Source organism: Bifidobacterium sp. UBA4282, assembly GCF_002394995.1.
Taxonomy (GTDB): domain Bacteria; phylum Actinomycetota; class Actinomycetes; order Actinomycetales; family Bifidobacteriaceae; genus Bifidobacterium; species Bifidobacterium pullorum_B.
The window spans coordinates 1207-1834 of sequence record NZ_DGVO01000007.1 but is presented as its reverse complement, the minus strand read 5'-3'; the positions used below and the strand labels follow the sequence as shown (position 1 = coordinate 1834).

Below are 628 nucleotides of genomic sequence, written 5' to 3'. Positions count from 1 at the left end.
CGCCGATCTCCGTGCAGTCGATGACCAACACGCCGACCGTGGACGTGTCGGCCACGCTCCAGCAGATCGCCGAGCTGACCGCCGCCGGATGCGATATCGTCCGCGTGGCGGTGCCCAGCCAGGATGATGCCGACGCATTGCCCGAAATCGTCAGGAAATCGCCGATCCCGGTGATCGCCGACATCCATTTCCAGAGCAGGTACGTGTTCCAGGCCATCGACGCGGGATGCGCGGCGGTGCGCGTGAACCCGGGCAACATCCGCAAGTTCGACGAGGTGGGACCGGCCATCTGCAAGGCCGCCACCGACGCGGGCATCTCGCTGCGCATCGGCGTGAACGCCGGGTCGCTGGACAAGGAGCTGTACGCCAGGTACGGCGGGCCGACCCCGGAGGCATTGGTCGCCTCCGCGCTGAAGGAGGCCCGCATGTTCGAGGACGTGGGCTTCCATGACTTCAAGATCTCCGTCAAACACCATGATCCGATCACCATGGTGCAGACCTACCGACTGCTCGCCTCCAAGGGCGATTGGCCGCTGCATCTGGGCGTCACCGAAGCGGGACCCGCCTGGCAGGGCACGATCAAGTCCTGTCTGGCGTTCGGCGCGCTGCTGGCCGAAGGCATCGGCGA

General features: G+C 66.2%; 1 protein-coding gene. It reads left to right on the top strand.

Features of this window, described 5'->3' with window-relative positions; all coding sequences use genetic code 11:
• Positions 1-628 (top strand): flavodoxin-dependent (E)-4-hydroxy-3-methylbut-2-enyl-diphosphate synthase (locus B4C31_RS00910; RefSeq protein ID WP_291530959.1); only part of this gene is annotated, 628 nt, incomplete at both ends.